This window comes from Patescibacteria group bacterium, assembly GCA_024238995.1.
Taxonomy (GTDB): domain Bacteria; phylum Patescibacteriota; class Minisyncoccia; order Minisyncoccales; family JANBVM01; genus JANBVL01.
Genome location: JANBVL010000002.1, coordinates 80,804 through 104,240, shown reverse-complemented (window position 1 = coordinate 104,240; position 23,437 = coordinate 80,804). Strand labels below are relative to the sequence as shown.

General features: G+C 32.1%; 33 protein-coding genes. 28 read left to right on the top strand and 5 right to left on the bottom strand.

The genetic code is table 11. The features are described from left to right. The 3 genes from KJI70_01465 to KJI70_01455 all read left to right on the top strand — a co-directional run. The coding region (locus KJI70_01465) for a hypothetical protein (GenBank protein ID MCP6718202.1) at positions 1-933 on the top strand (933 nt) is incomplete at its 5' end. A gap of 429 nt (positions 934-1,362) precedes the next feature. Then, a complete protein-coding gene (locus KJI70_01460) occupies positions 1,363-4,149 on the top strand; it encodes an IPT/TIG domain-containing protein (protein ID MCP6718201.1) in 2,787 nt (928 codons plus the stop codon). Between the two features lie 45 nt (positions 4,150-4,194). Then, the gene (locus KJI70_01455) at positions 4,195-4,464 is read left to right on the top strand and encodes a hypothetical protein (protein MCP6718200.1); all 270 of its coding nucleotides are present in this window, start codon (positions 4,195-4,197) and stop codon (positions 4,462-4,464) included. An 84-nt stretch (positions 4,465-4,548) separates the two neighbouring features. Here KJI70_01455 and KJI70_01450 read toward each other — a convergent pair whose 3' ends face one another. Continuing rightward, on the bottom strand, positions 4,549-5,700 hold the full coding sequence (locus tag KJI70_01450) for a hypothetical protein (GenBank protein MCP6718199.1): 1,152 nt from the start codon (positions 5,698-5,700) through the stop codon (positions 4,549-4,551). 262 nt (positions 5,701-5,962) lie between these two features. On the opposite strand from KJI70_01450, the gene KJI70_01445 reads away from it, so the two are divergent. Together KJI70_01445 and KJI70_01440 are read left to right on the top strand one after the other, a co-directional pair. After that, entirely contained in the window at positions 5,963-6,277 is a 315-nt protein-coding gene (locus KJI70_01445; protein MCP6718198.1) for an FKBP-type peptidyl-prolyl cis-trans isomerase, read from the top strand. A gap of 1 nt (position 6,278) precedes the next feature. Then, the gene (locus KJI70_01440; GenBank protein MCP6718197.1) at positions 6,279-6,713 is read left to right on the top strand and encodes a hypothetical protein; all 435 of its coding nucleotides are present in this window, start codon (positions 6,279-6,281) and stop codon (positions 6,711-6,713) included. A 58-nt stretch (positions 6,714-6,771) separates the two neighbouring features. Here the strand turns inward: KJI70_01440 and KJI70_01435 are convergent, their stop codons facing one another. Continuing rightward, the gene (locus KJI70_01435) at positions 6,772-7,650 is read right to left on the bottom strand and encodes a hypothetical protein (protein MCP6718196.1); all 879 of its coding nucleotides are present in this window, start codon (positions 7,648-7,650) and stop codon (positions 6,772-6,774) included. Positions 7,651-7,826: 176 nt separating this feature from the next. Beyond that, on the bottom strand, positions 7,827-8,390 hold the full coding sequence (locus KJI70_01430) for a hypothetical protein (protein MCP6718195.1): 564 nt from the start codon (positions 8,388-8,390) through the stop codon (positions 7,827-7,829). A 140-nt stretch (positions 8,391-8,530) separates the two neighbouring features. On the opposite strand from KJI70_01430, the gene KJI70_01425 reads away from it, so the two are divergent. The 12 genes from KJI70_01425 to KJI70_01370 all read left to right on the top strand — a co-directional run bounded on the left by KJI70_01425 (position 8,531) and on the right by KJI70_01370 (position 15,888). Beyond that, complete coding sequence (locus tag KJI70_01425; GenBank protein MCP6718194.1) at positions 8,531-9,697, top strand: hypothetical protein; 1,167 nt, start codon at positions 8,531-8,533, stop codon at positions 9,695-9,697. Between the two features lie 2 nt (positions 9,698-9,699). After that, positions 9,700-10,455 (top strand): ZIP family metal transporter, encoded by a 756-nt coding sequence (locus KJI70_01420; GenBank protein ID MCP6718193.1) that lies wholly within the window; start codon positions 9,700-9,702, stop codon positions 10,453-10,455. 57 nt (positions 10,456-10,512) lie between these two features. Next, positions 10,513-11,385, top strand: a complete 873-nt coding sequence (locus tag KJI70_01415; GenBank protein MCP6718192.1) for a VIT1/CCC1 transporter family protein — start codon at positions 10,513-10,515, stop codon at positions 11,383-11,385. Between the two features lie 24 nt (positions 11,386-11,409). Continuing rightward, positions 11,410-12,186 (top strand): radical SAM protein, encoded by a 777-nt coding sequence (locus KJI70_01410; GenBank protein MCP6718191.1) that lies wholly within the window; start codon positions 11,410-11,412, stop codon positions 12,184-12,186. An 81-nt stretch (positions 12,187-12,267) separates the two neighbouring features. Further along, positions 12,268-12,642 (top strand): transcriptional repressor, encoded by a 375-nt coding sequence (locus KJI70_01405; GenBank protein MCP6718190.1) that lies wholly within the window; start codon positions 12,268-12,270, stop codon positions 12,640-12,642. Next, complete coding sequence (locus tag KJI70_01400; protein MCP6718189.1) at positions 12,614-12,916, top strand: anaerobic ribonucleoside-triphosphate reductase; 303 nt, start codon at positions 12,614-12,616, stop codon at positions 12,914-12,916. Before KJI70_01405 ends, KJI70_01400 begins: the two co-directional genes overlap by 29 nt. A 24-nt stretch (positions 12,917-12,940) precedes the next feature. Beyond that, a complete protein-coding gene (locus tag KJI70_01395; protein ID MCP6718188.1) occupies positions 12,941-13,117 on the top strand; it encodes a hypothetical protein in 177 nt (58 codons plus the stop codon). Positions 13,118-13,156: 39 nt separating this feature from the next. Continuing rightward, on the top strand, positions 13,157-13,438 hold the full coding sequence (locus KJI70_01390) for a rubrerythrin (GenBank protein ID MCP6718187.1): 282 nt from the start codon (positions 13,157-13,159) through the stop codon (positions 13,436-13,438). 10 nt (positions 13,439-13,448) lie between these two features. After that, positions 13,449-14,054, top strand: a complete 606-nt coding sequence (locus tag KJI70_01385; GenBank protein MCP6718186.1) for a superoxide dismutase — start codon at positions 13,449-13,451, stop codon at positions 14,052-14,054. A 129-nt stretch (positions 14,055-14,183) separates the two neighbouring features. Continuing rightward, positions 14,184-14,543, top strand: a complete 360-nt coding sequence (locus tag KJI70_01380) for a hypothetical protein (protein ID MCP6718185.1) — start codon at positions 14,184-14,186, stop codon at positions 14,541-14,543. Positions 14,544-14,561: 18 nt separating this feature from the next. Next, positions 14,562-15,245 carry a DsbA family protein gene (locus KJI70_01375; protein ID MCP6718184.1) on the top strand — a complete coding sequence of 228 codons (684 nt, stop codon included), beginning with the start codon at positions 14,562-14,564 and terminating at the stop codon, positions 15,243-15,245. A gap of 22 nt (positions 15,246-15,267) precedes the next feature. Beyond that, a complete protein-coding gene (locus tag KJI70_01370) occupies positions 15,268-15,888 on the top strand; it encodes a cation transporter (GenBank protein MCP6718183.1) in 621 nt (206 codons plus the stop codon). Between the two features lie 275 nt (positions 15,889-16,163). Here KJI70_01370 and KJI70_01365 read toward each other — a convergent pair whose 3' ends face one another. Then, positions 16,164-16,406, bottom strand: coding sequence for a hypothetical protein (locus KJI70_01365; GenBank protein MCP6718182.1), 243 nt, complete (start codon positions 16,404-16,406; stop codon positions 16,164-16,166). Between the two features lie 15 nt (positions 16,407-16,421). Beyond that, entirely contained in the window at positions 16,422-16,739 is a 318-nt protein-coding gene (locus tag KJI70_01360; GenBank protein MCP6718181.1) for a hypothetical protein, read from the bottom strand. A gap of 147 nt (positions 16,740-16,886) precedes the next feature. Here KJI70_01360 and KJI70_01355 point away from each other — a divergent pair, with 147 nt between their 5' ends. The 11 genes from KJI70_01355 to cfa all read left to right on the top strand — a co-directional run bounded on the left by KJI70_01355 (position 16,887) and on the right by cfa (position 23,401). Further along, positions 16,887-17,162: a metal-sensing transcriptional repressor gene (locus KJI70_01355; protein ID MCP6718180.1), complete on the top strand. Its 276-nt coding sequence runs from the start codon at positions 16,887-16,889 to the stop codon at positions 17,160-17,162. 11 nt (positions 17,163-17,173) lie between these two features. Then, entirely contained in the window at positions 17,174-17,947 is a 774-nt protein-coding gene (locus KJI70_01350) for a hypothetical protein (protein ID MCP6718179.1), read from the top strand. 16 nt (positions 17,948-17,963) lie between these two features. Continuing rightward, a complete protein-coding gene (locus KJI70_01345; protein MCP6718178.1) occupies positions 17,964-18,776 on the top strand; it encodes a DUF1573 domain-containing protein in 813 nt (270 codons plus the stop codon). Between the two features lie 24 nt (positions 18,777-18,800). After that, on the top strand, positions 18,801-19,142 hold the full coding sequence (locus tag KJI70_01340) for an SHOCT domain-containing protein (protein ID MCP6718177.1): 342 nt from the start codon (positions 18,801-18,803) through the stop codon (positions 19,140-19,142). 4 nt (positions 19,143-19,146) lie between these two features. After that, positions 19,147-19,578, top strand: coding sequence for a DUF1573 domain-containing protein (locus tag KJI70_01335; GenBank protein MCP6718176.1), 432 nt, complete (start codon positions 19,147-19,149; stop codon positions 19,576-19,578). Further along, the gene (locus KJI70_01330) at positions 19,568-20,251 is read left to right on the top strand and encodes a hypothetical protein (protein ID MCP6718175.1); all 684 of its coding nucleotides are present in this window, start codon (positions 19,568-19,570) and stop codon (positions 20,249-20,251) included. The genes KJI70_01335 and KJI70_01330 overlap by 11 nt, the downstream gene beginning before the upstream one ends. Before the next feature lie 8 nt (positions 20,252-20,259). Beyond that, complete coding sequence (locus KJI70_01325) at positions 20,260-20,397, top strand: hypothetical protein (protein ID MCP6718174.1); 138 nt, start codon at positions 20,260-20,262, stop codon at positions 20,395-20,397. Positions 20,398-20,401: 4 nt separating this feature from the next. Further along, a complete protein-coding gene (locus tag KJI70_01320; protein ID MCP6718173.1) occupies positions 20,402-20,971 on the top strand; it encodes a DUF1573 domain-containing protein in 570 nt (189 codons plus the stop codon). A gap of 243 nt (positions 20,972-21,214) precedes the next feature. Then, positions 21,215-21,610: a cupredoxin domain-containing protein gene (locus KJI70_01315; protein ID MCP6718172.1), complete on the top strand. Its 396-nt coding sequence runs from the start codon at positions 21,215-21,217 to the stop codon at positions 21,608-21,610. Positions 21,611-21,994: 384 nt separating this feature from the next. Further along, on the top strand, positions 21,995-22,267 hold the full coding sequence (locus tag KJI70_01310; protein MCP6718171.1) for a metal-sensitive transcriptional regulator: 273 nt from the start codon (positions 21,995-21,997) through the stop codon (positions 22,265-22,267). A 24-nt stretch (positions 22,268-22,291) separates the two neighbouring features. Then, the gene (gene cfa / locus KJI70_01305) at positions 22,292-23,401 is read left to right on the top strand and encodes a cyclopropane fatty acyl phospholipid synthase (GenBank protein ID MCP6718170.1); all 1,110 of its coding nucleotides are present in this window, start codon (positions 22,292-22,294) and stop codon (positions 23,399-23,401) included. Positions 23,402-23,437 lie beyond the last annotated feature (36 nt).

Sequence of the window (23,437 nt, the reverse complement as noted above, 5' to 3'; positions counted from 1 at the left end):
AATTCAGCATCAAATCCTAAAGCAGCTTCAGTAAGCCAGGACATAGAATATGACTGGGTTGTTCAGAATAATGGCGGACTAGCCAACACCAACTACTGTTTCAGAATGGTTAAATCAGATGGCACAGCATTAAGCACTTACAATAATTATCCCAAGGCAACTACTCCTTCTTCAGCTTTTGACCAGACTACTTTCCGTTTCTATGACAATGCTGATGCTGTTCAGCCAACAACAGCCAAAGCAGCTGAAAACACTGCCATTACAGATGTTACTAGTGGTGATGTATTAAGAATCAGAATGTCAGTAGGAGTGAGCAGTGTTGCATTAGCCACAAGCTCTCAAGCTTTTAAGTTACAATACGCTTCAACCACAGCTGCCTGCGCTCCAACTCTTAACTGGTATGACACTGGAGCAATATCAAGTTCAGTTATCTGGAGAGGCTTCAACAATACTACACCTGTTGATGGAGCAAGTATTACTTCATCATTACTGGATTCTCAAACCAATAAGCTGCAGTCATATGAAGAACAAAATAATTCCTTGTCTAATCCTGCTGCTATTGGTGTAGCAGAAAAAGGAGAATGGGATTGGGCAATAGAGAATAATGGAGCTTTAGGTTCTACTGCTTACTGTTTCAGAATGGTTAAATCAGATGGCAATGTTTTAGATACATACACTAATTATCCCAAAGCTACTACAACTGCAGCTACATTTATCCAAAACTATTACCGCTTCTATGACAATACTGATGCTGTCCAGCCAACAACAGCCAAAGCTGTTGAGAATACTGCTATTACCAGTGTAGCTACTAATGATGTATTAAGAATCAGAACATCAATACAAATAGCATCATCATCTTTAGCCACTTCAACACAAGCATTTAAACTTCAGTATGCATCAACAAGCGATGCCTGCAGCGCAGGTCTTAGCTGATCTGACTTAGGAGCAATATCAAGCGGAACCATCTGGAGAGGCTATAATAATACTACACCATCAGATGGAGCTACTATTACTTCAACACTCTTATCAGTATCTGATGTATTAGGCACTTATGAAGAAGAGAATAATTCAGCATCAAACCCCAAATCAGCTTCAGTAAGCCAGGACATAGAATATGATTGGGTTGTTCAGAATAATGGAGGGTTAGCCAATACCAGCTACTGTTTCAGAATAGTTGAATCAGATGGTACAGCGCTAAGCACTTACAATAATTATCCTAAAGTTACTACTCCTTCTTCAGTACTTGACCAAACTACTTTTCGTTTCTATGACAATGCTGATAATGTTCAGCCAACAACAGCCAAAGCATCTGAGAATGCTACTGCGACTGATATTGTTAGTGGTGAAGTGTTGAGATTAAGAATGTCATTGGAAGTAAGCACTATTGCTTTGGCAACAAGTTCTCAAGCATTCAAACTACAATACGCTTCAACAAGTGATGCCTGCAGCGCAGGTCTTAACTGGTATGACACTGGAGCAATATCAAGCGGAATCATCTGGAGAGGCTATAATAATGCTGCTCCTTCTGATGGAGCAAGTATCACTGCTTCATTATTGGACTCTCAAGCCAACAAACTTGAAAGCTATGAAGAACAGAATAATTCTTTATCTAATCCTGCTGCTATTGGTGTAGCAGAAAAAGGTGAATGGGACTGGGCAGTAGAGAATAATGGGGCTAGTGCTTCTACTACATATTGTTTTAAAATGGTTAAATCAGATGGAACTAGTTTAACTACATATACTCAATATCCTAAATTAATTACTGCTTCTGGTCCTGACGCTCTTTCATTTACTAACGGCACAGAAGCAGGGCTAACTGACGGCGGACGTATTGGTCAGCAGATTACGGTTTCTGGTACTAATTTTGGTTCTTCCTGCAGTTCACCGCAGCGTAAAGTAAAAATTGGTTCTTATTCTATTTCTTGTGATGATGTTTCTTCTTGGAATTCTACAACCATTACTTTTACTGTTTCTTCGGATATTAATATTTTTGGAGGCATTAATAGTAATGGATTAATAATTAGAGCTAATAATACTGATGATTCTACGCCTTTAACATTTTATGTATATCCTGATATTACTTCTTTAACAACGCCAAATGTAAGTAATGCTGCTAGAGAATATAGTTCAGGAGATAGTGACGGTATAATAACAATCAATGGAAATCGTCTTTCAGGAACACAGGGAACAGTCAGTGTATTAGGAGAAAGTGTAACAGTTAATTCATGGTCTGATACTGCTGTTCAGATAAGAATTCCCACAAGTATTAATAATGACACTTATACAGGCAGTATTATTCTAACTCGTTCTTCTGACAGCAAGGCAGATAACTGGACTAATTTTAGAATTCTTCCAAAAATTACCAGTCTTAGTCCAAGCACTGCTCAAGCTGGAGAATCAGTTGTAATTTCAGGAGATCATTTTTGCCAATCAGGAACTTGTCCTTCTCAGGGTAATCGTGCAAGTTCCAGCGATAAAATTACTATTAATGGGGTTTTGACTGGAGACAGCAAGGTTTCTGCCTGGACAGATACATCTATTACTATTGAAATTCCAGATGACGCTTCTTCTGGAAACGTAATAGTTCGTTCTAATAGTTATGACTCCAATAGCAATAGCTTTACCTTAACAGGAGAGGAGGAAGTTCCTGAAGTAGTTACAGCTCCAGCGCCGACGCGTCCATCAGGTGAAGCGCCGCCTGCGCCTGAAGAAGAAATTCCGCCTTCTGTAATTACAGAGGCTTTAATCACAGATTTAAAAATTATAATTATAAATATTCAAAAAGAAATATTACGGCTTCAAAAAGAGCTTCAAGAGCAAATTTTTCCTGAACCAGAGGTTGAAGAACCTTTGCCCGTTCCAGTACCTCCAGAGATTGAAGAACCCCCTGTTGTTTTACCAGAACCAGAACCTTTATTGCTTCCAATTGAGATAGAAGTTCCTCAGGCCTTGAAGGAGCTGGGAAAAGAAATTATTGAAACAACCCAGGAAGTGATTAGTAAAGGATTTGAGACAGTTAAAAGCATAACTACATTTATAGCTGAGTCTTTTGAGAATATAGCCGAGAAAACCCAGGAAGGAACAAGAAGTATAACCAAATATTCGCGCCAGGTTGTAAAAACGATAGACGAGGAAATTGATTCAATAGTTTCTGAAATTGAAAAATCAAGAGATTTGGCAATTGAAAATGTAACTGAACAAGTTCAGGAAAATACAAGAAAAATAACCCAGTTCATAAATCAAGTTGCAAAAACAGTGGACCAGCGCATTGAATCAATGAATGGTAGGATAAGTTATTTCACTGATTTAACATTTCGTCAATTAAAATCATTCCAGACTTATTTTCAGATTCCTATAGAGCTGCCTTCAGAAAAGAAAGTAGTTCAACCAGAAATCATTCCTGACCTTAGACCTTCTGTGATATCTGAAACTGTAAAAGTGGATACTATCTTCGTTCGCAGCAGTTTTGGCAATATTGATTTGGATATAGATTATGATCAATCCCGGGTGATTGCTGGAAAACAGGTTACTGTCTTTATTAAGCCCTCTAAACCAGTTTCAAGCTTGCAAGGATTTTTATACTTTGAAAAAATATCTCAAATAAAATCAAAACAAACATTTCATCTTCCTTTTGTTAATAAAGTGTCTGCTAGCAGTGTTTTTGCAAAAACCTATGAATTATTATCTCTTATCTTTGAAGGGCCAGATGAGCAAGGGTTTTTCAAAGCAGTGTTAAGTATTCCTCCTGTGGCAGGAGAGTATAAAATAGGGGTTGATATTGATTTTGCTGATGGAACAGAAAAAGAAGTAGAAAAGATTGTTCTAGTTGACCCTGAAGGATATGTTTATGAGCAGCTTAAAAGAGGTGAGCTTCGTATTAGGGGAGCTGTTGTTAGGTTGTTTGTGTTTGATAAATCTGTAAATGATTTTATTCTTTGGCCAGCAGGAAGTTATGATCAGAAAAACCCTCAAATAACAAAACAAACTGGCCAGTACTCATTCTTAGTGCCAGAAGGAAGATATTATATTACAGCAGAGCATTCTGATTATGAAGATTATCAATCAGATATACTTGAGGTAAGGGAAGGTGATCCGGTTCATTTTAACATTGAAATGAAACTAAAAAGTTTTTGGGAAAGAATATTTTAATTATCCACAAGCTTACTTAAATTTATTTATATATAATAAAAGAGCATGGTTTCAAAATGGAAAAAACTAGAAGTAATGTTTGAATTCTTGCTTTTCGGAATTATTATTGGTATCACTGAAGATATTATTGCTGTTAAATTAACAACAGGAGCTTCAATAACGCCAAAGATGATTCTTATAATAGTGGCAATTGCAGTTCCTTTTGCAATAATAGGGGAAATGATTGCTGATAGAGTTAATCTAGCAAAACCTTTAAAAAGAATTTCTGACGGAATGAATCATAACCACAAAAGAAATCATCAGAGAAGAAGATAGTGTTAATAAGTCTAAATTTTCATTGCGTGATTAAACCAAAAACAAAAAACTACTAAATAGTAGTTTTTTTGCTTTTGGAAAATTCTATTTACAAACAGGCTTGCCGTAAGGATAGGTATTAATGACAAGGCCGTTTTTATCTTTTAAATAAAGCGTGTCATAACAATCATCAGCAAGAATATTTTTCCCATGAAGGTAAATATACCAGTTGTTTCCCAAAAAATATTTATCTTGAGAATGATTCATAAAACAACCAATATTATTAAGGTTTTCATCAATGTACTCTGTGCATTGTTTATCGCTTCTTACATCTGCATCCTCAGAATAATCAGGATATTGGCAGGATTTTAATTTAAGAATGAATTGCTGGCAACATGGGTCCAGATGCGATACTTCTTGTGCTGTTGGTTTTGGACATTTTTTAGAAATAGAAACAGGAAAATCAAAAGAGTTTGTTAAATATCCCATGCACTTATTGTCTTTAAAGTTTCTATCTCTTCCTAAAGGATTATATCCGCTCGATAAATAGATTCTTTCACCTTTTTTAATTATAATATCTTCATTATTATGTGAGCCATAATAATGATAATATTTTTCTGTTGCTTGAGGAATGACTATCTTTCCGTTTTTGGATTCAATAGACCAGCCAGTAATATTAATTTCTTCGTTCTGATTCAAATTGGTAATTAAAGTAATTAAAGCTGGCCTTGATGTAGATTCATATTGAATGGTAGATATCTTAACTTTCTTAAAATAAGGAGAGATATTTAAAGTAAAAGCTCTTTGCGCTGGAGTTAAATCAACTGTTTTATTAATTTTCGCCCTTACTAAAAAAGTGTATTGATTGGAGCCAGAGGGAAGAACAATTGTTCTTTTTTTAGCACTGGTTTTTTTCCAATCATTATCAAATCCCAAAACTTTTGTTTCAAAATATAATTTCCCTTTTAAATTATCTGATAAAATATTTGCATCAAATTCAAAAACAACACTATTAGTGTTTTTTAGAATTTCACCTTGCTCTGGTCCCGACACTATATATGTATCAATCAGGTTTATTGTTGGTTGCTGAATTGCTGGTTGAGATTGGATTGTTTGGCTTGGTTGGACTAAAGATGCTGTATAAATAACATCCTGAACAGCAGGTTCTTCATTCACATCAGTAGGTTTTTTAGCCGGAGAACTAGCAAAGGAAAAAAGCAAGGCAATTATAATTATAAAGGTTAAAAATGCTTCCATGGTTTAATATTATGTAATGATTTTATGAAAGAGTCAAGTTTAATTACCTTTCGGCGAATTGTTATTAATGGGTTTTTTTGTTAGTATAATTTTAATTAATAACCAATAAAAACAATTAATAAATATGAAAAAAATCATTATATTCACTGTTTCAATTATTTTAATCTTCGCTTCTTATTTTTACCTTCAAAATAAAAACAAAAATTCAGAATCAGTAAATGAACAGGAACTAGCAGCTAAGTTTGAAAGACAAGGTGTTCAAATTGAAATTTTACAGCTTGGCTCAGGAGAACAAGCGCGAAGTCAAGATATTGCAACAGTGCATTATACAGGATGGCTGGAGAATGGAACAAAATTTGATTCAAGCCTAGATAGAAATGTACCTTTTAGTTTTGCTTTGGGAGTTAATCGAGTAATCCAAGGATGGGATATAGGGGTTTTAGGAATGAAAATAGGGGAGAAAAGAAAACTAACAATTCCGTCAGAATTAGGTTATGGGACGGCTAGCGTTGGCCTTATACCAGCTAATTCTACATTAATATTTGAAGTTGAATTGTTGAGTATTCAAAGATATTAATATGGATCATTTGGCAATAATGAAAAAATCGTGGGGATTGCTTCCTAAAATTCTGACAGGAGAAAAAACAATAGAATCTAGGTGGTATAAAACAAAATATAGGCCTTGGGACAATATACAAACAAGGGATGTAGTATATTTTAAAGATTCTGGAAAATTAGTTAGTGTCAAAACTGAAGTTAGAAAGGTTATTCAATTCTCTAATCTTATACCAGAAAAGGTGAAAGAAATTTTAGAAAAATATGGAGAAAATGATGGTTTAGGAATAGACGATATTCCTAGATTTTTTGAAATGTTTAAAAATAAAAAATATTGTATCTTAGTTTTTTTAAAAAATCCAAAGAAAATAAAACCTTTTAGAATAAATAAAAAAGGATATGGAACGATGAGTGCTTGGATAGTGGTTAATGATATTTCTCAGATTAAAATTAAATAGTTTATTTAGCTTTATTCTTCTAAAAAAATAGTCTGGATATTATCCAGACTTTTAGTTTTTAATAATCTTCTATTTCTTCTCTTGCTTGGTCATGAATTGTTGCGAGTCCTGCAAACAGGGTGAGCTGTTGTGCAACATTGCTTATATTGTGACAATCAAAGTTATATCCAACCCCAGGTTGATTGTAGCCATCAGAAGGGTCAATACCGCAAGCATTTCCTGGACAGCTGGCATGAAGCAAACCTCTTTCGTCAATAACATAAGCGCTGAAATTGTGTTTATTGATATGTTCTAGGCCTAGCATCTGACCATAAGAGGTTTTCATTGCTTGAATCATTTGTGAAAATTTGTATTCATTTTCATCAAGAGATCCTAGAGAGTTTAACCACTTGCGAAAAGGAATACTGAACGATCCTGATATAGAATATCCACGACCATCTTTTCCATTTGTAGTTATCACCGTCATGAGCTGAGGTAGCTTAGATGAAGTATCTTTTTTAAGAAGACAAAGCTTGTTGGTAAGTATAGAAAGGCTTGCTGATATCATACTGGCAGTGCGCCAGTTATGAACAATTTTTCTTCCAGTGCCATCACAATACAAACACTCTTCGTTATCATCTTGACCGGAGCCTTTGCATTCTACACATTCTTCATCGGTTTCAATCCTAATCGGCGGTATTCTGATAAGAAATTCATTAAAACCATTCTTTTCATTAATGAATTCCAGTATTCCTCCAAAACCAAGGTCCTTGTTAAAATCTCCTGAAAAATCAGGAAAATTGAAATCTTTTAATTCTCTCACTATTGGAGCCGTTTGCGATATTGGCTTGGATTCTTCAATGAAATCTTGATGTATTTTTAGTAAAATAGCTAGGTTTTCTGCTTGCCAAGATAATTCATACCAACATGGTATTGTTTCTTTCGTTAAGTTTTTCATATCTGTTCATTCCTTATTTTGTTGTAAAACAACAATATTTCTGTTTACTATCAAGAGGAAACATAGTCAAGCTCAAATAAAACAGTTTTAGGTTGGATTGAAAAGTAAAAACAGGCTCATTCTAACCTGTTTTTAAAACAATAATTTTTGATAAGAATTCCTGACTTTGAATTATTTTATTTTTTGAGTGCGTCAATAATGTCTTTTGCTCCCTCAATACTTGTTGAAAGAGCATCTTTTACAGCAGTAACTGATTCATCACTTATATCCCTAGCAGCAGAAATAGCAGCAGTAACAGCTTGTTTTGTTGCTTCAGCTGCATTGCCACCTACTTTTTTGACTGCTTCAACTGAACCGCTTACTGCTTCAACAGCAGTTTTGCCAACATCTAATCCAAGTTCTTTTGCACTATGAATTGATTGAGCAACAGCTCCTTGAATTGCTTGTTCTTGTTTTCCACCAGCTTCCATAACGCCATTTATTGTTCCCATTACAATTCCTTTTATTGCTCCTATCACTGAAGTTCCAATATCAGATATCCCGAATATTGCACCTTTTACAACTGAACCAGCGACTTCAATTCCTTTAGAGACTACTTCTCCTGTACCTTTAACTAAAGTTATTGTTGTGTTTTTAACAACGTCAATAACAGCATTGCTAGTGTCGCTTACTCCTTGAAGGCCTGCTTTTACTCCTTCTTTTACTCCGTTAACTAAACGTGAAATAATAGAAAAAACCATATTATTAATGTAGGTTATGTTATAACACGACCTTTTGTGTTTTAATTTTAACAAATTCTGTTAAAATTAGAATACATATCTATACTATTACCTTTGACAATATAGGCAAAAGTACGTATAGTATAGCGTATAAAGATTATATGAAAAAGCTAATTTTTGCAATACTCATCTTATTTTCATTGCTTGGCAGTGCTAATTTTTCATTGGCTCAAGAAGAGGTGGTCGTTGACTTTTTCTTTAGTCCAACCTGTTCTCGTTGTGCTGATGAAAAAGAATTTCTTAAAAATTTAAAAGAAAAATATCCTGATATTGAATTTAGAAATTATGGAATTTTTGAAAAAGAAAGCACAAACCTTTTAAAGCAGATGTATCAAGAATATAGTGTTCCTGTTAACGAACAGGGCCTTGTCCCAATAACATTTATTAAGGATCGTTACTTTTTAGGTTTTGCTCAGAACATAGCAGTTGATATGGAAAGCTATCTTTTAGAATTAGTTGAACGGGCGTCTCAGCCTGAGTCTCCAAGTCAAAGCAGAAAAATAACCCTTCCAATCATAGGTGAAATTTCTCTTGAAAATATGTCTCCAATGGTTTTGGCAGTAGTGCTGGGAGCTTTAGATGGATTTAATGCTTGCGCTATGATTGCTTTAGGATTTTTGCTCACTGTTTTAGTTTCTACTGGAATCAGAGAAAGAGTATTTTTAATAGGAGGAACTTTCATTTTAGTTTCAGGAATAGTATATTTTCTATTTATTTCAGCCTGGCTAAATCTATTTTTAGTTTTAGAACAGGTAAGATATCTTACGCTTTTAATAGGAATAATAATAATTGTATTTTCAATATTTGTACTCAAGGACTATTTTCACAATGTGATTTGCAGGGTTTGTGAAGTAGATCCTGAAAAAGAAAAAAGTATTTTTGTTAGATTTGAGAAAAAATTATTTAGAAAAATGCAGGAAATTTCTCAGGCAAAAACCTCTTTACCATTAATGCTTTTAGGTGTAGCTGTAGTTGCAGCTGGGGTTAATTTAGTAGAGTTGGTTTGTTCTCTGGGTTTTCCTTTAGCATTCACAAAGATGCTTACAAGCTATAATTTAGGCACCAGTTCTTATTATTCCTACCTTCTAGTCTATATCTTATTTTATATGCTTGATGATTTAATAATTTTTGGCTTAGCTATTTGGACATTGAGGATTACTCAGGTTTCAGAAAAATATCTTAAAGTAATAAAATTAATTTCAGGGATTGTGCTCTTGATTTTGGGCCTAATAATCCTTTTTAAACCTCAGTTTTTAATGCTTATTTAAAAATGACAGTTTTGCTAAATATCATTATCTCCACTTTTTTAATAAGCTTCATCGCTTTTATAGGAGCTTTAACTTTGTTTTTAAAAGAAAAGCTACTTGATAAGATTCTTTTGATTTTGGTTTCCTTTTCCGCAGGTTCTTTAATGGGGGGAGCATTTTTTCACTTAATCCCAGAAGCACTTGAAGGGATTGGATTGGAAAATAGTTTAAATGTATTTCTATATGTTATTTTAGGGTTTTGCACCTTTTTTATTTTGGAAAACTTTATCAAATGGCATCACTGTCATGCAAGAGAGCACCCTAAAATAATGCCATTTTCATACTTAATTTTGGTTTCTGATGCTGTTCATAATTTTATTGATGGTTTGATTATTGCTGCTTCTTTTGCCACCTCTTTTTCTATTGGAGTGATTACAACTTTAGTGGTGGCTTTTCATGAGATTCCTCAAGAAATAGGGGATTTTGGGATTCTAGTTTATGGAGGAATTGAAAAAGTAAAAGCACTGTTTTTAAACTTTTTATCAGCTACTGGTGTTATCTTTGGCGGAATTGTTGGGTTTTTTATTTCAGAGAAAATAGGGGATTCAATCTTTTTTATTCTTGCCTTTGCTGCTGGGAGTTTTATTTATATTGCTTCATCAGACTTAATTCCTGAAATTAAAACCTGCACGGCCTTAAAAAAATCAACAAGTTATTTTTTAGTTTTTTTGTTCGGGATAGCATTAATGTTATTAATGAAAACAATTCCTTTATTATAGGTTAAAGGAATTTTAATCAGATTACTTAATCTGCTATTATTTTTTGAGAATAAATTTATGAACTTAGATAAAAAAACAAAAAAAGAAATTCTGACTGCTCAAAGGAATGAAATTACTGAATACTTAATATATAAGAAGTTGTCTGAATCAGCCAAAAATCTTCACAATAAAGAGGTTTTAAAAAGAATATCAGACGATGAGCTTCGTCACTATGATTTTTTCAAAAAATATACTGGTAAAGATATAGAGCCAGATAATTTAAAGATAAGGATGCATCTTCTAATTTCAAAAATATTGGGTATAACTTTCACAGCAAAATTAATGGAAGACATGGAGGGGAAAGAGGGAGTAGTTTATGAAAAAATATCTAAGCTTATACCAGCTATAAAAGATATTGCAAAAGATGAAGCTAATCATAAAAGGCAGCTTATTAACTTAATCAACGAAGAGCGGCTTAAATACATGGGCTCTTTTGTTTTAGGGCTAAATGATGCTTTAGTAGGGCTTACAGCAGCCCTGGTTGGATTAACCTTTACTCTTCAAAATACACGCTTGGTAGCTGTTACTGGTTTGATTATAGGGCTGACAGCATCTTTATCAATGGCAGCCTCTGAATATCTATCAACCAAGTCGGAAAAAAGCAGTCGAACTCCTCTTAAAGCGTCAATTTATACTGGTTTTGCATATATCGCTGTGGTTTTGATTTTAACCTTCCCTTTTTTAATTTTAGAAAATATTTATCTTGCTTTAGGAATTACAATTTTAAATGCTATTCTGATAATTATTATGTTTACATTTTATGTTTCTGTAGTTAAAAGTGTTTCTTTTAAGAAAAGATTTTCTGAGATGATAGTAATTAGTTTTAGCATAGCAACTTTTAGTTTTAGCATAGGGTTTTTGTTAAGAAAATTTTTCAATATAGACATATAAAAACCACCATGGCATTTTAAAAACATGAAAATTAGAATAATAAAAACTAAAGCTAAGACCATATTCACAAAGACGCGCCTCCCAGGCGTTTCTTATGTTATTAATCAATATGTTGGTTGTGACCATCTTTGTTTATATTGTTATGCCAGGTTTACTGCTAGATGGAAGAATTATGGAAAATGGGGGTTATGGGTTGAGGCAAAAATAAATGCTCCAGAACTAGTTAAAAACAAATATGTCAAAGGATCTGTCTGGATGAGCTCTGTATCTGATCCTTATCAGCATGTTGAGAAAAGACTTAAGCTTACAAGAAAAGTTTTAAAAAACATGAATAAAAGAATAAACTTAGCTGTTCAAACCAAATCAGATTTGATTTTAAGGGATGTTGATTTATTTAAAGAATTTAAAAATATTGAAATTGGCCTAACTGTCAATGGCTTTAATAAAAAAGCTAAAGAATTATTTGAACCTTATTCTTCAACCCATGAGAAAAGATTAAAGACTTTAAAGAGCTTAAAACAACAAGGCATTAAAACATATGCATTTGTAAGTCCAATAATCCCAGGATTGGTTGATGTTAAAAAAGTAATAAGTCAAACCAAAAGCTTGGCAGATTATTATTTTTTTGAAACTATAAATACCAGAGGAGCTGGCAAAGAATTTGTTAGTGTTTTGGAAAAAGAATTCCCTGATAGCTGGGAGATTTTAAAAGATAAAGAAAAGTTTAATGGATTTGTAGCGGATATAAAACAAATTGTTAAAAAAGAAAAAATAAAAAGCAGGGGAGTATTTGTTCACTAGTTAGGTTTTCCACAGGCTGTTTACTTGACAGTTTCTTTATTAGTAATAATATTTAGATAGGAATGATTACTAATAAATATTATGACTAAAGTAGAAAGAATTACTTCTCAAAAAAAGATTGTATTAGATTATTTAAAAAGTGTTGAAACTCATCCTTCTGCAGATAAGGTCTATTTAGTTGTGAGAAGAAAACTTCCAAGAATCAGTAAAGGAACAGTTTATAGAATATTAAAAAATCTAAAAGAAAAGGGGGAAATATTAGAACTTCCTTGTAAAGAATGTCAGCGCTATGACGGTGATATTTCAAATCACGGTCATTTTTTTTGTAGGAAATGTAAAGAAGTTTTTGATATTTTTGAAGATTTTAAAATTCCAAAATTAAAAAAAATAAAGGTTGGCGAAATTAATAATTATCAAGTTTCTTTTTATGGCACTTGTAAAAAATGCAAAAAATAATTTAAATTTATTTTGTCATGACTGCAAAAAACAAATAAAGGTTGAAAATAAAAATATTCAGGACGGAATAATACTTGTTTATAATGATGAAGGAGAAAAGATAAAGATTCTGAAATGCAATGATTGTTTTAAGAAAAATCCAAGTTTAACGAATTTTAAAAAATGTGAAGTGTACTCCAGAATAGTAGGATACCTTAGGCCTGTTAGCCAGTGGAATGTTGGAAAAATTCAGGAATATGAACAAAGAAGAGAGTATAAATTATCAAAAAACTAATTAATTAAATTAATCTTAAAAAATATGACAAAAAAAGAAAAAAATAAAGTAAACAGAAAAGAAATTCAGTGCTTAAAATGTAAAGTCAAATTTGATTCTTGGCTTTCTGGAACTGAATTTACTTCTGATGTCGAAGGGGAAATAAAGGAGAACTTTCATCTTCATTGTCCTTCTTGCAGAACTTTAGAACAGAATAATTAAAAAAGGTCTAATTCATTAATTAAGTAAAAACAAATAAACATGTTATCACAATTACCAATTAATCTTAAAAATGTAAAAAAAGAGGATATAGACAAAGAAATACTAAGAGCTGGGATGATTGCTGAACTTGATGCAGTAAGTTTTTATGAACAAATGGCTGCTATGACTGACAATGAAAATATTAAAAAAGTTCTTTTAGATATTGCCAAAGAAGAAAAAACTCATGTTGGAGAATTTGAAGCTTTATTAGTTAATCTTGATAAAGAGCATGCACAAGAATTGGAAGAAGGAAAAAAAGAAGTTGAGGAATTAACAAACTAATAACTGCATTATGAAACATTATACTTTACCTGATCTTTCTTATAGTTATAAGGATTTGGAACCGCACATATCTCAAGAACAGCTGGAGATTCACCATAAAAAACATCATCAATCATACGTAGATGGCGCAAATGCTATTCTGGAAAAAATAGAACAAGCAAGAAAAGATAGTATTGATTTGGATTTAAAGTCAACTTTAAAGAACCTTTCTTTTAATATTGGAGGACATTTGCTTCATTCTCTGTTTTGGGAGAGTTTAACTTCACCATTAAAAGGAGGTGGAGGAAAACCCAGTGATAAGTTGGAAAAAGCTATTAATCATGAATTTCAGAGTTTTGAGAGGTTTAAACATGAATTCAGTCAGGCCGCAGCATCTGTTGAGGGTTCTGGTTGGGCAGCTTTATCTTTTGATAAGCAAATAAAAAAACCAATAATAATGCAAATAGAAAAACATAATACCAATATTTATCCAACATTCGATATTTTAATGGTAATAGATGTTTTTGAGCATGCGTATTATCTGGATTATAAGAATAACAGAAATGGCTTTATTGATGCTTTCTGGAATGTTGTCAATTGGAAAGCAATAAGTGAAAGACTTGAGAAATTGCTTTAATAAAAAATAAAGGATAAAATATTGAGCAAAGAAATAAGAGGCAAAATTATAGGTTTTTAAATGTTGAAATATAATTAAAAATTGATAAAATAGATTTTGTCGTCTTAATGAATAATAAATGGTCGTTTTATGAAAAAAATCTTATTCGTCATATTACTGTTTATTATCGCTTTTGGCTTGGGATTGGGAATTAATAGTTTTCTTTCTTCTTTTGAAAGATTATCACCAGAAGAAATGCAGCAGCGGGTTGCAAAAGAACAAGGTTTAGGCATTGAGAAAGCAATTGCAGCTGGAGTTTATAGGTGCTGTGTTGAGCCAGCTTGTACCATGTGTTACATGGAGGATAACATCTGGAACAACCAGACTGCAGGAACTTGCGCTTGCGATGATTTGATTGCTCAAGGAAAAGAGCCTTGTCCTCAGTGTGGGGGAGTAATTTCTGGAAATGGAGATACGACTTGCAGTGTATTTGAAGAGGAAGATTTATAAAATTAAATTAAAAAAAACATGACAAACAAAGATACAACAAGCAAAATTTTTTTAAAGGGATTGTTGACAGGATTAGCTATAATAACTTTAGTTGGTGCAGGATTTTTGATTGGTCAAAATAAAAATGTAGCCAGTGTAAACCCTTCACTAAATGAAAATAGCCAAAAAAAAGAAACTACCAAAGAAATAGAAATCAGCTCCGATGATAACATTAAAGGGGATGTAAGTGCAGCCATTACTATTGTTGAGTTTTCTGATTTTCAGTGTCCATTTTGTCTGAGATTTCATCAAACAATGCTACAAATAATGAAAGATTATCCTGATAAAGTAACATGGGTCTATAAGCACTTTCCTTTAGATTCTATTCATCCTCAGGCCAGGCCAGCTGCTGAGGCTTCAGAGTGTGCCGCAGAACAAGATAAATTTTGGGAATTTTCAGATGGTTTATTTAAAAATCAATCAGAACTTGGATTAAATTTATACAAAGAATTAGCTTTAGAACTTGGTCTTAATGAGATTCAATTCAAGGATTGTATTTCTTCAAGAAAATACAAAGACAAGGTTGAGGCAGATTTACAACAAGGAATAGCAGCAGGAGTAACTGGAACACCAGGCAGTTTTCTAAACAACCAACCGCTTGGTGGTGCTGCGCCTTATGAGAACTTAAAATCAATTATAGATCAGATTTTGTCTGAAATTTAAACAAGAATAGTTGCTTTATTCTATGCAAGAGTTTAAAAAAGTTGATAAAAAAGGTGGAGTGATCGGTGCCTTGACTGGACTTTTAGCATCTCTTTGTTGTATTACTCCAATAGTTTTAATATTTTTAGGATTAGGCAGTGTTTCTTTTGCCTTTTCTTTTATAAAGTTAAAACCTTATTTTCTGTTGACCAGTACTTTGCTTTTAGGGATTGCCTTTTTTATTCATTTCCGACAAAGAAAATGTGGGATTCGAGCAGGAATTAAAAGTCCATTTGTGTTAACTGCTTTAACAGTACATTTAGTATTGTTTGTAGGCAGCCTTTATTTTCTTTTGCCTATAGTTAGTCCTTATGTTTTTGAAAAGAGACTTTTTTCAACGCGTGATACTCCCTTACATCCTCCTTCTTGTCATCTTCAACTAGAAATTGTTTCAAAGTCTTTTAATGCTTTGACCTGCGTTAGTTGCGAGGCATCTTTAAAATATTCACTTGAAAAGAATTCTGGAGTCTATGCGGCTGAAGTTGATTTATCTAATTCGCAAACTTTGGTTCACTATAATAAAGAAGAAGTTTCCTCAAGAGAAATCCTTGAAGCTGTGCCTGTTGATTTTGAAGTAAAAAACAAAGTCGATTTATGCTCGTAAATCATTATTAACATTATTAATTAGAAAAAAATATGTGTGAAAGTTGCGGATGTAGTTCTTCTGAAGAAAAAGGACAAGAAGAAAAAGGACAAGAAGAAAAAGAAGAATAGTCTAAACATAAAACTTTGATATGTCAGAGAAGAGAAAAATAAAAAACAAACTTTATAAGTGTAAGTTTTGCGGTTTAGAGTACAAAGAAAAGAAATGGAAGGATGAATGTGAAACTTGGTGTAAAAAGTATAAAAGCTGTAATCTAGAAATAATAAAGTATTCTGTTAGTAAGCAACAACCAGAATAATATGTACAATGCTGAAGATTATTGTAAGCCAGACAAAAACACTGTGCATGTAAGCAATAGGCTGAAATCCTTTCCAATCACATTTATCAGGTCCTGGATAATCGCCCTTCCAAAGACACTTGGTTTTTGACCAAGGCATATTCAAACACGTTAAAAAATTTAAAGCTAAGGATATTGCTGCTGCCCAACCTGAATAAATCACTAAATTATGTAAATTCATAGTTAGTATGTTTAATTAATTTTTAGTAACTAATCCATATACAGCATAACCAGTAAAGAAGTCAGTTAAAGACATCATTATATCTGCCCAGCCACCTGGTAAAAATTTAAGGTGAAATCCTATTCCTATAATCACAAAGATAGAATTAAGAAAAAGAGCATAAACAGCTGTTTTTCTTGATTTAAACATTAATGTGACAACAATAGCGTCAAATAAAGTCAAGTAAGGTAGCCAAACTATTCCCGAATGGATTTTAAAGTGAATAAACGTTGCTCCGGCTGGCAGGAAAAATAAGGCCAAGAGCAGGGCATATATAATTCTTTTTTCTTTCATAATTTTCAATTAAAAGTAATATAACCTTTATTAGCTTATTATAACAAATATTGAAATGAAATAATTGTGGATAATTTTTATTTTTCTTGACATAAAAAGAGTCTCAGTGCTATTATTTATATACCCCTCCCTATAGGGTATAAAAATATGAAAAAATTAGAAGAAAAACAAATTCTAAACAGAATGAATTATCTTTCTGGTCATTTGGAAGGAGTTAAGAAAATGATTAAAAATGATAAATATTGTATTGATATTATAAAACAAAATGAAGCAGTGATTGCGGCAATTAAAAAAGTAAATCAACTTATTTTAAAAGACCATCTTAATAGTTGTGTAAGTAAAGCCATCAAGGGGAAAGACGAAAAGGAAAGAAGGAAAAAGATAAAAGAGCTTTTAGAAATCTTTAAAAATGGAAAAAATTAATTAATGAAAATATGGAAAATAATTCTCAATCTGAAAAACACGGACCTGCTTTAAATAACAATCAAAACTTTTCTCCAAGAAAGAACTCTTATTATCGTGCCGCAAGTTTTTTGTGGGGTTTTGCGTTGGGAGCTGTTTTATTGAGCCTTGTTTGGTTTTATTTTCCATCTTTAGCGCCAAGAAAATCAGCAAAAATAAATCTTGCTCAGGTTAGCGATTTAATGGAGAATGTTCCTAAAACCCTTGAAGATATAAATGAAGAAGATGAAAAAGAACTTTTAGCCTATTTGCAATTTAAATACATTAAACAGTCTTTTATTCCTACTGGAGTACCTGAAATTTATGGTGAAGAATTAAATATTTCTTTTGATAGGGTACAGGACGCTATTAATAAGGTAAGGATTTTCGGGCCCACTTATGGACAGGGTAGCAATAAAATTGTTTTAGCTGGTGATGATCTAGAAAGATATATAGACATAGGTTTTAAAATTGCTTGTGAATATTGCTGCAATGTAAAAACATTAGTTAATAAGGACGGTAGTGCTGCTTGCGGATGTGCTCATTCTATAATGATGAGGGGATTAGCTGCTTATTTGATTAAGAATCATCCGGAATTGATTAACGAAGAAATTTTAGGAGAATTAACTAAATGGAAAATCACTTACTTTCCCAAACAAACTTTATCAGCTCAGCTTTTTGAAATGGAAAGAGCAGGAGTGGAAGGAGTGAAAGAATTATTAGAAACATTTCCAGACTTTTTACCGCAAATGGTTGGAGGTTGTTAATTAAATATAAATAAAGATGCAAAATTTAAATTCACAATCTAAAATTAAAAACACATCTAATCAATTAATAAATCCTTGGAAGATTTTTAGTTTGATATTAAGTATTATTTTGGCAGGAAGTTTAATTCTTAATGCGTTTTTTATTCAAAGGAATTCTCATAAAAACAGCAACCTTTCGGCGTCTTTAATTGAAAATGTTTCAGCAGAAGAAATTTATCCAATTTTTGAATGTCCTTGCTGCGGCAAACCAATTGATCAATGCACTTGTCCAATGGCCAAGGAAAGAATGACGTTTATAGATGCGTTAGCTGGAGTAAATATTTCTGAACATGATATTATGATGGCTTATGTTAAAAAATATGGACTTAATTATTTTGTTGATAAGGAAAGGCAGGAAGAGTTTAAACAATATTTAATAGAGCAGGCTTCAGAAGAAAGGCCAATTATATCTTTAAGTTCTGATGTTTATGATTTTGGAGATGTTAGTCAAAAGGATGGAAAAGTTTTCGCTTATTTTGAAATTAAAAATAATGGCCAAAATGATTTAATTATAGACAGATTATCAACTTCTTGCGGCTGTACTTTTGCTTCAATTATTTTTGAAGGGGCAGAAGGGCCAGGCTTTACAATGTCTGGTCATGGCTATGAAAATCCAACTAATTGGAAAGTTGTAATTCCAAAAAACCAAACAGCTCAATTGAAAGTTAGTTATGATCCAGATATGCACAAAGATTTTAGAGGCCCAGCCATTAGAACTATTTCTATATTTTCTAATGATCCAATTGATTTTGAAAAGAGTGTTAAAATTGAATTAGATCAAGTCGATTAAAATAACTTGAAAGATTAAAAAACTATGACCAAGAAATTAAAACTATCCTTAATTTTAAAACCATTTTTAATAACAGTTTTTTCTTCCTTACCAAAATATGTCTTGGCTGATGAAAATGATCATATGATGTCAATGATGGGCGATTTTAATAACATGAGTTTTTGGGGTTGGCTGGGCTGGATATTTATGATTTTATTTTGGGTTTTAGTTGTTTTAGCTATTGTTGCTTTAGTTAAATGGCTGACCGATCAGGCAAAAACTAAAGATGAGAGTAAATCTGTTTTAGATATACTTAAAGAACGTTATGTCAGGGGTGAAATCGATAAAAAAGAATTTGAAGAAAAAAAGAAAGATTTAATTAGTTAAAATCATGAAGTTAAAAATTAAACCATTTTTGATTTTAATAACAGCTATTTTAGTTTTGGCAATTTATGGATACTTTCAATCCATTCCAGAGTCAGAGCAGGGTCAGGATGTGCCAAAAATAGAACTTACATCAAACTTTTTTGATTTTGGAGAAGTAGAATATGGAAAAGTTTTAGAGCATTCATTCCAAGTAAAGAATATTGGGAAAAAAGTATTAGAAATTCAAAGAATAGCTACTTCTTGTGCCTGTACTAGCGCTGTGATAAATAAAGAACAAATAAATCCAAATGAGCAGGCTGAATTAACAGTGGAATATGACACAGGAGCTATGAGCGGTCCTCATGGCCAGGGAAAACAGGAAAGAATTATATATATTAAAACTAATGACCCATTAAATCCCCAAATAGAAATAACAATCAATGCTTATGTTAGATAATTTATCAATATTACCTTTAGTAATAACAGCAGGTTTTTTAGACGGACTTAGCCCTTGTGTGATTGCAATTTTAGTTTTTTTCATTGCTTTTCTGTTAAGCATGAGAAAAACTTTTAAAAACATTTTTTCTTTAGGTCTTTTATATATCTTTGTTATCTTTCTAACTTATCTTAGTGTGGGAGTGGGGCTTTTTTCAGGAATAATGCTTTTTGGAAGACATCATTTTTTTGCTGAGCTTGGTTCAGGAATTCTGATTCTATGGGGAATTATAGAAATAAAGAACTATTTTTTCCCGAATTCACCTATTCAGATTGGGATGCCAAAAAAACTTGGTGAAAAATCAAAAGCTTTAATAGAAAAAGCAACTATTCCTGCTATTATCTTGTCTGCTTTTTTAGTGGGCCTTTGTTCAGTGCCCTGTTCTGCTGGGATTTATACTGCCATCACATCTTTTTTGGCCTCTAAAACAACTTATTGGACTGGCTTCTTATATCTTATTGTTTATAATGTTATGGTAATAATTCCTTTACTTATTATTCTTGGCTTGTCAGTTAATCCATTTACTTTAGCGAAAATAACTGAATTTAGACAAAAGAATGAAAAACTTGAAAAATTGGTCATGGGAATTTCAATGGTTATTTTGGGAATTTTAATATTAGTATTTTTAATTTAATCAATAACATGGAAAAAGAAAAAAACAATCAAAAACAAAAAGAAAATGAAATATGCCCTCACTGTAAAGTTTCAGATGAAACTTTAGAAATATTGAGACAAGCAGGCAAAGATAAAAAAGATAAAGAAAATAAAGAAGATAATTAAGTTTATGAATAATCAAGAGCTTACTAAAAAAGAGCAATATTTGCTGAAAAAAGAACAAAAGAATAAAGAAAAATTAGGAAAAGTGCGTGCTAAAAAAAACAAAAAAATGATAGAAACTTTTATTGTTTTAGGATTGATTATAGCAGGAATTGGTTATGGTTTAAGTCGTTCATCTGGACAAAGTCAAAATCTTCCAAAAATAGAAATAAGTCCTTTACAATATGATGCTGGAATTGTTTCTATGGCAGATGGCTTAGTGAAAAAAACTTTTGAAATAAAAAATAATGGCATTGGTGATTTGGAGATTGGAGGTATTACAACTTCCTGTATGTGCACAACAGCTGTTTTAATAGTAGACGGTCAGTCTAGCCCAGAATTTGGCATGCATAATAATCAATTGTTTTGGTCTCAAAAAATTTCTCCAGACCAGACAGGATATTTAGATGTTGTTTTTGATCCAAACTTTCATGGTTCTCAAGGGACGGGCAACATTATGAGGGCTGTATACCTTTCAACCAATGATCCTCAAAACGGAAAAGCTGAAGCAAGGCTAATAGCCAATGTAATTCCATAGTTCTATAAATAAGCTCAAGAAAAGCGAATAAGTATTTAGATTTGCCCTAATAATGGAATTTAGTATACTGTTAAAATAGCAATATGTTGAGTCATTCTATAAAGAAAAGTTTTTTTTCTAGCAACATTTTATTAATAGGAGCGATCTTTGTATTTTTAGTTTTAGATAACATTTACTTGTAAATCTTTATCGCATCAAAGCAAAGGTCTATTTATTACTAATTATCACTAAATAAACACTTATATGAACAAAACTTTTATCATTATCATTGCTTTAATTGCTATTGTTATTGGATATCTTCTTTTAAAAGCACCAACGCCATTAGCGCCTGGACAAACTGTTCCTTTTTCAGAAAATACTGAAATCAAAGAATTTACTATTAAAGGAGCAGAATATAGCTTTAGTCCTTCTTCTATTACTGTTCAAGCAGGAGATAGGGTAAAGATAGTTTTTCAGAATATTGGTAACATTAAACATAACTTAATTATCCAAGGATTAGGAGTTAGTACAAAGTTAATAAGTTCTAATCAGACAGACGTGGTTGAATTTACTGCTCCATCTTCAGGAACCTACACTATTTTTTGTTCACTTCCTGGACATCAAATAGCTGGTATGATGGGCGATTTAATAGTTGAATAAAACAATGGTACCAACTTTAATTTTAGGTCAAGATTTACTTTTCTGGATTGCTATTTTGCTAACAGTGGTATTTTTTGTTGATCTTGCGACTTGCTGGTGGTATAACAGTTTAAATTGGGGGCCATTTAAAAAATTTAGGGACAAACTTGTTAAATATCATAAACATACTCGAATTTTATTAATCTTACTTGTTGTTGTTCATCTTGTCTTTCATATTTTATTTCAGGTTTTTGGAATTATATTTTAAGTAAGGTGAAAAATATCTTGGGGTTAATAAGTTCTTGTGAATAACTTAATTGGTATTGTTTTTATTTATTTGTTATTCTTAATATGCCCATACCAGGGGGTGGGGCTAATATTAAATTAAAAGAGAATTTTAAAAATATGCACAAAGATGCAAAAAAACAGATTCTTAGAAGGTTAAAAATTATTAGTGGCCATCTCAAAAAAGTTATTAAAATGATTGAGGAAGATAAATATTGTGTTGATATTTTACATCAATCTTTAGCTTGTCAGAATGCTTTAAAAAAAGCAGATAGTTTAATTTTAAATCAGCATTTACGAAAATGCGTGGCAGCAGCAATGAAAGAAGGAAGAGGTAAAAAAGAAAAAAGCATTGACGAATTACTTAAAATTTACCAATTTTCTAATAAGTAATAAAAGAAAAAAATGAGATAAACTATGATACATGAAAGCATTGTTAAATCCTTATTGGAAGAAGCTGGTATTAAGATTAACGGAAACAACCCTTATGATGTTTATGTTAATAATGAAAGATTTTATAGGAGAGTTTTAAGTCAAGGTTCTTTAGGATTAGGAGAATCTTATATGGAAGGTTGGTGGAACTGCAAGAATCTTGATGAATTTTTTTACAAAATACTTCGTTCTCAGATTGACGATAGGGTTAAAAGCTGGAGAGTAGCTCCTCGTATCTTAAAAGCAATAGTTTTAAATTTGGGGAATAAAAAACACTCTTTTGATATTGGTAAAAGTCATTATGATATTGGCAATGAGTTTTATCAAAACATGCTTGATAAGCGATTGGTTTACAGCTGTGGATACTGGGAAGAAGCAGAAACACTAGATAATGCTCAAGAAGCAAAACTTGATTTAGTTTGTAAAAAATTAAACCTTAAACAAGGAATGAAAATACTTGATATTGGCTGCGGTTGGGGAGCGTTTATGAAATATGCTTCAGAGAAATATGGAGTTAAAGGAGTTGGCATTACGATTTCTAAGGAACAGGTAAAGCTTGGACAGGAATTATGCAGAGGGCTGCCTGTTGAAATTAGATTAAAGGATTACAGAGATCTTGACGGAAAATTTGATTGTATTGTTTCCATAGGAATGTTTGAACACGTTGGTTATAAGAATTACCGAACTTATATGGAAATTGTGTATCGTCTTTTAGATGATAATGGTCTATTTTTATTGCATACAATAGGTGGAAACAAATCTACAATAACTACAGACTCATGGATGAATAAATACATTTTCCCTGGTGGCATGCTCCCTTCTATTAAGCAGATAGGGGCATCAATTGAAGGCTTGTTTGTAATGGAGGATTGGCATAATTTTAGTGCTGATTACGATAAAACATTAATAGCATGGTATAAGAATTTTGAAAGGAATTGGGATAAAATAAAATCAAATTATAACAAAAGGTTTTACAGAATGTGGAAATATTATTTGCTCTGTTGCGCTGGAACATTTCGAGCGCGAAAAAATCAATTATGGCAAATTGTCTTTTCCAAGAAAGGTGTTTTAAAAGGATATGAGTCAATAAGATAAGAAAAATATAAATTTTACAAACAATAAATTCTCAGA

Coding starts and splice junctions, on each gene's coding strand:
- KJI70_01455 (MCP6718200.1), top strand. CDS start 4,195: ATGGTTTCAAAATGGAAAAAACTAGAAGTAATGTTTGAATTCTTGCTT.
- KJI70_01375 (MCP6718184.1), top strand. CDS start 14,562: ATGACAAACAAAGATACAACAAGCAAAATTTTTTTAAAGGGATTGTTG.
- KJI70_01385 (MCP6718186.1), top strand. CDS start 13,449: ATGAAACATTATACTTTACCTGATCTTTCTTATAGTTATAAGGATTTG.
- KJI70_01310 (MCP6718171.1), top strand. CDS start 21,995: ATGCACAAAGATGCAAAAAAACAGATTCTTAGAAGGTTAAAAATTATT.
- KJI70_01345 (MCP6718178.1), top strand. CDS start 17,964: ATGCAAAATTTAAATTCACAATCTAAAATTAAAAACACATCTAATCAA.
- KJI70_01390 (MCP6718187.1), top strand. CDS start 13,157: ATGTTATCACAATTACCAATTAATCTTAAAAATGTAAAAAAAGAGGAT.
- KJI70_01370 (MCP6718183.1), top strand. CDS start 15,268: ATGCAAGAGTTTAAAAAAGTTGATAAAAAAGGTGGAGTGATCGGTGCC.
- KJI70_01330 (MCP6718175.1), top strand. CDS start 19,568: ATGTTAGATAATTTATCAATATTACCTTTAGTAATAACAGCAGGTTTT.
- KJI70_01350 (MCP6718179.1), top strand. CDS start 17,174: ATGGAAAATAATTCTCAATCTGAAAAACACGGACCTGCTTTAAATAAC.
- KJI70_01335 (MCP6718176.1), top strand. CDS start 19,147: ATGAAGTTAAAAATTAAACCATTTTTGATTTTAATAACAGCTATTTTA.
- KJI70_01395 (MCP6718188.1), top strand. CDS start 12,941: ATGACAAAAAAAGAAAAAAATAAAGTAAACAGAAAAGAAATTCAGTGC.
- KJI70_01435 (MCP6718196.1), bottom strand. CDS start 7,650: ATGAAAAACTTAACGAAAGAAACAATACCATGTTGGTATGAATTATCT.
- KJI70_01320 (MCP6718173.1), top strand. CDS start 20,402: ATGAATAATCAAGAGCTTACTAAAAAAGAGCAATATTTGCTGAAAAAA.
- KJI70_01365 (MCP6718182.1), bottom strand. CDS start 16,406: ATGAATTTACATAATTTAGTGATTTATTCAGGTTGGGCAGCAGCAATA.
- KJI70_01420 (MCP6718193.1), top strand. CDS start 9,700: ATGACAGTTTTGCTAAATATCATTATCTCCACTTTTTTAATAAGCTTC.
- KJI70_01460 (MCP6718201.1), top strand. CDS start 1,363: ATGTCATTGGAAGTAAGCACTATTGCTTTGGCAACAAGTTCTCAAGCA.
- KJI70_01405 (MCP6718190.1), top strand. CDS start 12,268: ATGACTAAAGTAGAAAGAATTACTTCTCAAAAAAAGATTGTATTAGAT.
- KJI70_01430 (MCP6718195.1), bottom strand. CDS start 8,390: ATGGTTTTTTCTATTATTTCACGTTTAGTTAACGGAGTAAAAGAAGGA.
- KJI70_01415 (MCP6718192.1), top strand. CDS start 10,513: ATGAACTTAGATAAAAAAACAAAAAAAGAAATTCTGACTGCTCAAAGG.
- KJI70_01315 (MCP6718172.1), top strand. CDS start 21,215: ATGAACAAAACTTTTATCATTATCATTGCTTTAATTGCTATTGTTATT.
- KJI70_01410 (MCP6718191.1), top strand. CDS start 11,410: ATGAAAATTAGAATAATAAAAACTAAAGCTAAGACCATATTCACAAAG.
- cfa (MCP6718170.1), top strand. CDS start 22,292: ATGATACATGAAAGCATTGTTAAATCCTTATTGGAAGAAGCTGGTATT.
- KJI70_01355 (MCP6718180.1), top strand. CDS start 16,887: ATGAAAAAATTAGAAGAAAAACAAATTCTAAACAGAATGAATTATCTT.
- KJI70_01325 (MCP6718174.1), top strand. CDS start 20,260: ATGGAAAAAGAAAAAAACAATCAAAAACAAAAAGAAAATGAAATATGC.
- KJI70_01450 (MCP6718199.1), bottom strand. CDS start 5,700: ATGGAAGCATTTTTAACCTTTATAATTATAATTGCCTTGCTTTTTTCC.
- KJI70_01360 (MCP6718181.1), bottom strand. CDS start 16,739: ATGAAAGAAAAAAGAATTATATATGCCCTGCTCTTGGCCTTATTTTTC.
- KJI70_01425 (MCP6718194.1), top strand. CDS start 8,531: ATGAAAAAGCTAATTTTTGCAATACTCATCTTATTTTCATTGCTTGGC.
- KJI70_01380 (MCP6718185.1), top strand. CDS start 14,184: ATGAAAAAAATCTTATTCGTCATATTACTGTTTATTATCGCTTTTGGC.
- KJI70_01400 (MCP6718189.1), top strand. CDS start 12,614: ATGGCACTTGTAAAAAATGCAAAAAATAATTTAAATTTATTTTGTCAT.
- KJI70_01340 (MCP6718177.1), top strand. CDS start 18,801: ATGACCAAGAAATTAAAACTATCCTTAATTTTAAAACCATTTTTAATA.
- KJI70_01440 (MCP6718197.1), top strand. CDS start 6,279: ATGGATCATTTGGCAATAATGAAAAAATCGTGGGGATTGCTTCCTAAA.